This window comes from Reyranella sp. (assembly GCF_050185545.1).
GTDB lineage: Bacteria > Pseudomonadota > Alphaproteobacteria > Reyranellales > Reyranellaceae > Reyranella.
Map to the genome: position 1 here is coordinate 1 of NZ_JBFWZI010000090.1, position 8,267 is coordinate 8,267.

Sequence of the window (8,267 nt, forward strand, 5' to 3'; positions counted from 1 at the left end):
AAAGGGTAGAGCATCTGGTTGTTGCTGCTGAACAGCACGGTATGGCCGTCGGGCGGCTGCTTGGCCGCGAACTCGTGTGCGAGGTTGCCGCCGGCGCCGCCCTTGTTGTCGATGATCACCGGCTGGCCGAGCGCCTTCTGCATCGGCTCCTGAATGGCGCGGGCCAGCGCATCCGTGCCGCCACCGGGTGGAAACGGCACGACGACCCTCACCGGCTGCGACGGGAAGGTCTGCGCTTGGATCGCCCCGCTGGCCGCGGTCGCGGCGAGCGGGGCGAGGATGAGCGTACGTCGCCTCATCGGTCGGTCGACGCACGAATGGCGGCGGCGCCGCCGCCGGTATCGATCTTCTGCCCGGTGTCGGTGAGCTTGCCGTCGTCGTTCTTGAACACCTGGATGTTCTTCTGGATCATGTTCTGCACCGCGATGGTCTTGCCGTCCTTGGAGAACGAGGCGCCCTGCGACCAGGCACCTATCGCCGCCTCGCTGGTCTTGGTGAGCTTGCCGTCGTCAAGGCGATAAAGCACGACCATGCCGTTGGGCTTGTGCTGCGGCGCCTCCTTGGGCCGCGTCGAGCCGCCATGAGCCACGCCCGCCACCCACTTGCCGTCGTTCGACATCATGGCGCCCTCGAGGGCTTCGTGGCCAATGTCGACCGTACCGACGACTTTGGGCGAGTCGCCCGAGATGTCGATCACGGTGAAGACGCCATTGCCCTTGGGGTCGCCGAGGCTCGCCACTACGGCATACTTGCCGTCGGGCGTGATCGATACGGCATAAGGCCTCGGCGCCACGCCAAGGGTTGCCTTTTCGCTCACCGAGTCCGGTCCGAGCTTGAGTACGGCAACCTTGGCATCGCCGTTGCGCGTCGCCACGCCGGTTGCGCCGTCGGGCGCGACAGCGACATGGCTCAGCAATGCCGCCGCCGGCACTAGGTCGACCGTTTTCACCAAGGTCACCTTCTTGCCGTCGATCGCCAGGATCGACACCGAGCCGGCGGCGCGGTTGGACACGTAGGCGCGCTTGCCGTCCTTGGTGATCGACAGACCGGCCGCACCCGCCCCGGTGTTGAGCGTGTCGACGACCTTGCGGTCCTTGAGATCGATCACGCTGACCCGATTGTCGGGCTTGGTCTTCGTCTTGTCGGCCGGGTCGATGATCGTCGACGAGGCGACCAGCGCCAGCGATTCGTCCGGCGTGACGGCGACCGATGTTGGCGGTCCGACGACGCTGCCGGGCACGTTGGCGATCGTGCCGACCACCTTCACCGGGACGGCGCCGAGATCGAGGATGGTGATGGAATCAGGTTGCGGGTCGGCAATGGTGCCGGTGACGCCGTTCTCCTGCTTCATCTTGTGGTCGTTCGACGAGACAGCGAGCTGCGCCTTGGCCGACGCAGCCGCAACGCTCAACGCAATGCAGACTCCTATCGTGACGGTTGTTCGCATGGCCTTCCTCCCCGGCTGGCTCCGTTGATCGGAGAATTCGAGCCGTGGAGGGACCCTAGCGCACTTTGTCAGACCATGCCCAGCGCATGCTTGTAGGTGTCGAGCAGCGTCTCCTGCTCGGCGCGGTCTGCCGAATCCATCGCCCGAAGTGACACGATCTTGCGCATCGTCTTGACGTCGTAGCCGACGCCCTTGGCCTCGCTGTAGACGTCCCGGATGTCGCCGCCGATCGCCTTGCGCTCCTCCTCGAGCTTCTCGATGCGTTCCACGAAGCTCTTCAACCGGTCGGCCGAAATCGGCCCAGCCTTGGCTTTCTTGGAAACGGCGCTTCCGTCCGGCATGTCACCACTCCTTGATCCTGTCGCGCGGACCATAGGAGCGGCAGCCATGTCTACTCAATGACGGCGCTGCGACTAATGATGGGGATAACGGGGACGGCACAATACTCTCCTCCCCCGTAATCGGGGGAGGTGGCCCGTAGGGCCGGAGGGGGAGAGCCTCACGCGAGATTCATGAAATTTCGACGTCGGAATCCGAGGCATCTCGACCGAAGCCTTCCCCCTCCGCCCCGTATGACGGGGCACCTCCCCCATATGACCCCGTATGACGGGGGAGGAACAGGATCCGAGAGAGGCGCATCTACCCGTGCTTGTGCTGCGCCTTGTCGTAGGCCTTCTTCTGCTCGCCGCTCGCTTCCTTCTGGTACTTGGTCTTCCACTCCTCGTACGGCATCCCGTAGACGATCTCGCGTGCCTTGGGATCGGCGATCTCGATGCCGCGGGTGCCGGCTTCCTCGCGGTACCAGCGCGACAGGCAGTTGCGGCAGAAGCCGGCCAGGTTCATCAGGTCGATATTCTGCACGTCCGTGCGCTGCTGCAGATGCGCCACCAGCCGGCGAAAGGCGGCGGCTTCGAGCTCGGTGCGGTTCTTGTCGTCCATGGCGGTCTCCTGGGAACGCTCGGTCAAAGTCGTGTCCGGGGATATAGGCTGAGACCGCAGTATAAACCAGTCGGCAGCGGCGATTCGGGAGCCCGCTCCCGACCCTCGCCGAGATGGGCCGGCAGGAGATGACTGTGCGGCCCTGCCGGCGAGCGGCCGCCAAGCGGTGGGATCGGTTGATGAACCTCGAGCCGCGCCAGCGCCGACACGAAGATGCGCGTCGGGCTCGCCCGGGCAATGGCCGCCGCCGCAGGATTTGCCGGGCGCCAGCAGCGGCTGGCCCAGGCCGTCGCGCAGCGCCGCAAAGGTCGCCGAGTCATCGGATCTCAACCGTACCAGCAGGTCGACATGCGGCGCGCCGATGCCGAGATCGAACAAGGTGTCATCAAGCTGGTGCACGACCGTCCGCCGCGCGCCTTGGCGCGCTGTGCAGCACGCGATCTCACGGGTGTGGCCATTCTCATCGACCATGCGAAACAGCCTGGCGCCAGCGAGATCTCCGACATGAAGGGCGCCCCGCAGCGTGATCACCGACAGGGCCTCCAGGTCGACCGACAGATCAGGCTCGCCGGCATCGTACTGGAACTCGCCGATCGCCCCCCAGGTGCCGACGCTCCAGCCGGTGGCCGGCTCGGCCAAGAAACGGCGCACGATATCGCGCCGATCGCCCGCGATCTCCTCGCATTTCATGGCCGCCGACTCCAGGCAATGACCTGGGCGACTCCATCGACCTCGACGGTGCGGAAACCGATACCATAAGCCTCGTCGATCACTACCGGTCGTAGCGCCTCCGATGCAGGTCCGTCCGCCGTCACCCGGCCGCCTGCCAGCACGATTACACGATCGGCGAAGCGCGCAGCGAGACCGAGGTCATGCAGGCTGACGACCACGACGGCGCCGCGCGCGGCCTCGGCGCGCAGCACGGCCATGACGTCGAGCGCATAGGCCGGATCGAGATTGGCCACCGGCTCGTCGGCCAGCACGACCTCGGCTTCGGTCGCCAGGATGCGGGCCAGCATGAGCCGCGCACGCTCGCCCTGCGAGAGCGTATCGATGGAGCGTCCGGCAAGGGCCATGCCGTCGACGCGCCCAAGCGCCCGCTGGACGGCCGCGCTATCCGCCGCGGCGAGCGGGCGGCTGAGATCCGCACCGTGCGGCAGCCGGCCGAGACTCACGACATCGCGCCCCAGCAATGGCCAATACACCGCTGCCGCTTGTGCAAGGTAGGCAATGCGTTGCGCCCGCACGAGCGCGCCCAAGGCGGCGAGCGGCTGGCCATCGAGCGCGACCTGCCCGGCCGCCGGTGCATCAAGACCGGCGAGATGGCGCAGCAATGTTGTCTTGCCCGACCCGTTGGGGCCGACCAGCGCAGTCACCGCCCCGCTTTCGAGCACGATATCGACACTGTCGAGGATCACCCGATCACCCCGGCGGCAAGCCACGCCTCGTGCCGCCAAGCGGCTCATGCCGCGAGCCAAGTCGCGCGGGACCGGCGGATCACGCGCACCAGGAAGGGCGCGCCGACCAGCGAGGTCAGCACACCCAACTGCAGCTCATGGGCGGTCGGCAACAGGCGCACGAAAATGTCGGCTGCGAGCACCAGCGCGGCACCGACCAGCATGGCCGGCACCATTGTCGCCCCGGGCCTGAAACCGGCCTTCGCACGCACGAGATGCGGTGCGACCAGGCCGACGAAGCCGATCATGCCCGCGACCGACGTCGCGGCGCCGACCATCAGGCCGACCCCCAAGGTCAGGCGCAGGCCAAGCGATTTCGTATCGGCACCCAGGCTGCGCGCAGTCTCCTCGCCGAGCGACAGCGCATCGAGCCAGCGTCCGGCGCCCAGCACGATCACCGCGCCGGCGATCATGAAGGGCATCGCGATGCCGAGGTAGCGCAGGTCGCGATCGGCGATCGAGCCTGCGAGCCACAGCCAGATCTCCTGAAACGCGAACGGATTGGGCGACCATGCCAGGACCAGCGAGATGAGCGCGGCGGCGATGGCGTTGATCGCCACCCCGATCAGCAGCAGCGACACCGTTCCCGTGCCTGCCCGGACCGCCACCGCCAGCAATCCGACGGCAACCGCCGCGCCGGCGATTCCCGCCAGCGGCAAAGCAAGGGAAACGGCCGCGGCCAGACCACTGTAGAAAGCGCCCACGGCGGCGAAACTGGCGCACGCCGAGATGCCGATCACGCCGGGCTCGGCCAGCGGGTTGCGCAGCCATCCTTGCAGGACGGCCCCGCTCAAGCCGAGCGCACCGCCGATCAGCAGGCCGAGGGCTGCGCGTGGAACGCGAAGCTCCCACACGATGGTCCAGCCGACGTCGCTGCCGAGGCGCCATGGCCACGACACCGGGCCGATCGCCAGTGAGGCGATGAAAAGCACCGGCACCGCGGCAGCGGACCAGAATCTCACGGCCTCGCCTCGGACAGCAGGCGCACGGCATGGAAATTCTCCGGCCCCGCGCAGAGCGAGTACCGCATTGGTACAGACACGACGCGCGCCTGGCCCGCCATGATCCTGAGGGCAGCGTGATCCACGAACTCGGTAGCCCGCGCCGGATCGAGGTTCGCTTCGGCATCGAGCACCAGCAAATCGGGCTGCCCGGCCAGCACTGCCTCGAGTGACCAGCGGCCATAAGCCGGAATGTCGAGCTCTGCTGCGAGGTTGCGATAGCCCGCCAGACGAAGCAGCTCGTCCATCAGGCTCCCTCTCCCGGTCGTGCCCCCGTTGGCCTGCAGGATCGCCGCCGTTGCCTTCGGCGGCCCGCGCCAGGCAAGCGCGTCGCGCTGACTGCGCATGTCATCGATCAGAGCCCGGCCGACTTCCCGGCGGTCGAGCGCGGCAGCCATGCGCTCGATCAGCGCCTCGGCTTGCTCGAGCGTTGCAGCCCATGGTACTTCCAGGATCGGCACGCCGGCGCGACTCACCAGGGCCTTGATACCCACATGCGCCGCCGAATCGAAGATCACCAGATCCGGTCGCAGGTCGAGAATCGATTCCACGCCAGCGCGCACCGCCGTTATGCTGCGCGCCTGTCCGGCCAATACGGAAAGACGCGCATCTCGCGCCAGATGGCTGACGCCGACCAACTGGCCCGGCGCCGCCAGCCGCAAGGCGAGCTGATCGAGACAGAGATTGAGGCTGACCACGCGCCTCGGCGCTTGTGCCCAGCCGGGCACACTCGTCAACAGCGTCAGCACCAGCACGACGAAAGCCCGCCTCATTGTCGGGCCCAGGCTCAGCTCAGGCTGCCCGGATAGTCGCGCCAGATCGATGCCTCGAGCTTGAGATGCGTGCTAGCCGGAAACGCACGCGTCCAATGCCGCGCGCAGGCCGCGCTCGTCGCGTACCATATGCCCGGCAGACGACGCGCGTGATCGAAGAATTGCTCCAGCATATGCAGGCGGCTCGGCCAGCCGATGCCGTGTGGGTGCAAGGTCAGGCTGAACTGGCGACCCCGCTTGTACTGGGCGTCGAGCTCGGCCCTGCAGTTGCGGAACAGCCCACCGGGATTCTCCAGCCCCGTGCCCTTCTTGGGGAACATCAGGAAGAACTGGTCGTCGAAATGGTAGTAGTACGGCAACGCCAGGATGGTGCGACGGCTGGCGAAGTCCGTCACCCAGTAGTGCGGCGCATCGTCGGCGAGGCCGTTGCCGAAGTAGGCGTAGCCCGCATCGATCAGCAGATCCATGGTGGCGTCGCTGATGCTGCCGCCAGCGAACTTGTCGCCGGGGCGCGGCAGCGAAAACCAGCCCGCCGGCCGCTCGCCCGTGACTGCGGTCAGGATCTCCGTCGTACGCTGAATGCGCGCGCGCTCCTCGTCGCGGTCGAGCCTGCTCACGTCCTCGTGCTTGAAGCCGTGAGCGGCGATCTCATGGCCTTGGGTATGCAGGGTGCGGATTCTGTCGGCGTGGGCTTCCGCGATCACGGCCGGCACCGCGAAGGTCGCCGGGATCGTGTAGCGCCGGAGCGTCTCGCACAGGGAATCCAGCCCGCCATGCATGCCGAAGTACGCATCGGGACTGGCGACGTCGCGCGGCGTGATGCCATCGGGTCCGCAGGGCGGGCTGAGATCGACGACCACGCGAAAGCAGCAACGCTGTCCATCCGGCCATCTGATCTCCGAGTCGACCAGACTTCTTTCGTCGCTGATCGTGTAGCGATCCTTCCACGGCATGGCCTGCCCTCCCTGTCAGTGCACGCGCGTATTCGACAGCCGTGGCGGATTGGTCTCGAGGCAATGCCGCGCCACTTGCTCGCAGGTCGGGAACCATACACCGGGCAGGCTCTTCATCCGGGTGATCAGCCGGTCGAGCATGGCGATGCGCAGCGCGCGACCCGAGACAAAGGGATGCAGGCAGACATTGAGATAGCCGCCCTGCTGGTATTCGCGCTCGAAGGCCGCCCACCAGATGTCGAACACGTGGTCCGGGTCCATCATGCGCTGCGCCTCGTTCTCACTGCCGAGCCAGGTGAAGCTGAAGAACATCGCGTCGTCGATGGCGAGATGAAACGGCAGGTTGAGCAGCGGTCGTGAGCCGTCCGCGTCGCTGATGTAGTGCGGGCGATGGTCGGGCGTGTCGTGCGAGTTGTAGATGAAGCCGTTGTCGCGCAGGAGGCTGCGGGTGTGCCAGCTGCGCGTGCCGACCGGCCGGCGGCCGGTCAGCTTCTCGATCGCCGACGATGCCTTCTCGAGATGATCGCGCTCCAGCACAGCGTCATCCGGCACCCGGTGCTCCCACATGTGATCGCCGATCTCGTGGCCGCTTTGCGATGCCGCCTTGACTGCCTGCGGATAGAGCTCGCAGATGCGGCCCGGCGTGAAGATCGTCGCCTTGATGCCATGGCGGTTGAACAGCTCGATCAGACGCCAGATGCCGACCCGGCCGCCGAACTCGCCCTTGGCGAGCTGCATCGGCGGTTCGTTCAGCAAGCGGCGCAGCAGCATGGCGTCGAAGTCGGCGGTGAAGTTCACAGCGACACGCGCCCCATTGGGCCACGTGATCCTGTCGATGATCTGATGGCGTGCGGCGTAGTCGGCGGCCTTGGCGCCGAGACTGGCCAGTTCCTGGTCGAGATGTTGCGAGGACATGACTCAGCGACCTCCTGCGACGGCAAGCGTCGTGCCGGTGACATAGTTGGCTTCGTCGGAAGCGAGATAGAGCACGGCATTGGCGATATCCGCCGGCGCTCCCAGCCGGCGCAACGGTGTCGCCCGGGTCGGCCCGTATTCCAGCCCTTCGAGCGCCTGGAAGCTTGCGCGGTTCTTTTCCGTCTCGATCGGCCCCGGCGCCACCGCGTTCACGGTCACGCCATACTCGGCCATCTCCAGCGCGACGTTGCGGGTGAAGCCGTGGATGGCGGCCTTGGCTGCGGCATAGGCCGAATTGCCGGTGTAGTACGCCATCCACGGCGTGCCCTCGCGCGAGCCGGAGGACAGATTGACAATCCGGCCGGCGCGACGCTCGCGCATATGCCGGGTCGCTTCGCGCGTGCACAGGAACGCCGAGCGCAGGTTGAGGCGCATGACGAAATCCCAATCCTCGACCTTCGCTTCCCAGATGCGGCCGGACAGCCCGCCGCCAACATCGTTGACCAGGATGTCGATGCGCCCGTGCGCGGCGAGGGTGACGGAAAACAGGTCCTTGACGGGCGCCTCCTCGGTGACATCGGCCACTGTCGCCCGGACCGGCCGCCCGCCTTGCTTGATCAGATGTTCGGTTTCGGCGAGGCCCTTGGCGTCGGTGTCGACGATCGCCAGAACGGCGCCTTCCTCCGAAAGTCGCAGCGCGATCGCCCGTCCGAGCCCTGCCGCAGCGCCTGTCACGACAGCGACCTTGCCGGCCACCCGACCGCCTGGACCTTCAGCCACGA

General features: G+C 66.9%; 10 protein-coding genes and 1 pseudogene. All 11 read right to left on the reverse strand.

Annotated elements, in window-relative coordinates:
* Positions 1–299: tripartite tricarboxylate transporter substrate-binding protein (locus AB7O82_RS21900; RefSeq protein ID WP_428545231.1), on the reverse strand; the 299-nt coding region annotated here is incomplete at its 3' end.
* The gene (locus tag AB7O82_RS21905) at positions 296–1,447 is read right to left on the reverse strand and encodes a YncE family protein (protein WP_428545234.1); all 1,152 of its coding nucleotides are present in this window, start codon (positions 1,445–1,447) and stop codon (positions 296–298) included. The genes AB7O82_RS21900 and AB7O82_RS21905, both read right to left, overlap by 4 nt.
* A gap of 68 nt (positions 1,448–1,515) precedes the next feature.
* A complete protein-coding gene (locus tag AB7O82_RS21910; RefSeq protein WP_428545237.1) occupies positions 1,516–1,788 on the reverse strand; it encodes a DUF2312 domain-containing protein in 273 nt (90 codons plus the stop codon).
* A 298-nt stretch (positions 1,789–2,086) separates the two neighbouring features.
* Positions 2,087–2,386, reverse strand: coding sequence for a DUF1244 domain-containing protein (locus AB7O82_RS21915; protein ID WP_428620199.1), 300 nt, complete (start codon positions 2,384–2,386; stop codon positions 2,087–2,089).
* A 264-nt stretch (positions 2,387–2,650) separates the two neighbouring features.
* Positions 2,651–3,076: pseudogene (locus AB7O82_RS21920) on the reverse strand (DUF6925 family protein); the annotation flags it as partial.
* Entirely contained in the window at positions 3,073–3,804 is a 732-nt protein-coding gene (locus AB7O82_RS21925; protein ID WP_428620178.1) for an ABC transporter ATP-binding protein, read from the reverse strand. The pseudogene AB7O82_RS21920 and the gene AB7O82_RS21925, both read right to left, overlap by 4 nt.
* Positions 3,805–3,848: 44 nt before the next feature.
* A complete protein-coding gene (locus AB7O82_RS21930; RefSeq protein ID WP_428620179.1) occupies positions 3,849–4,805 on the reverse strand; it encodes a FecCD family ABC transporter permease in 957 nt (318 codons plus the stop codon).
* Positions 4,802–5,617, reverse strand: coding sequence for an ABC transporter substrate-binding protein (locus AB7O82_RS21935; protein ID WP_428620180.1), 816 nt, complete (start codon positions 5,615–5,617; stop codon positions 4,802–4,804). The genes AB7O82_RS21930 and AB7O82_RS21935 overlap by 4 nt, the downstream gene beginning before the upstream one ends.
* A 14-nt stretch (positions 5,618–5,631) precedes the next feature.
* Positions 5,632–6,570, reverse strand: a complete 939-nt coding sequence (locus AB7O82_RS21940; protein WP_428620182.1) for a polysaccharide deacetylase family protein — start codon at positions 6,568–6,570, stop codon at positions 5,632–5,634.
* A 15-nt stretch (positions 6,571–6,585) separates the two neighbouring features.
* Complete coding sequence (locus AB7O82_RS21945) at positions 6,586–7,485, reverse strand: polysaccharide deacetylase family protein (RefSeq protein ID WP_428545249.1); 900 nt, start codon at positions 7,483–7,485, stop codon at positions 6,586–6,588.
* Between the two features lie 3 nt (positions 7,486–7,488).
* The coding region (locus AB7O82_RS21950) for an SDR family NAD(P)-dependent oxidoreductase (protein ID WP_428620184.1) at positions 7,489–8,267 on the reverse strand (779 nt) is incomplete at its 5' end.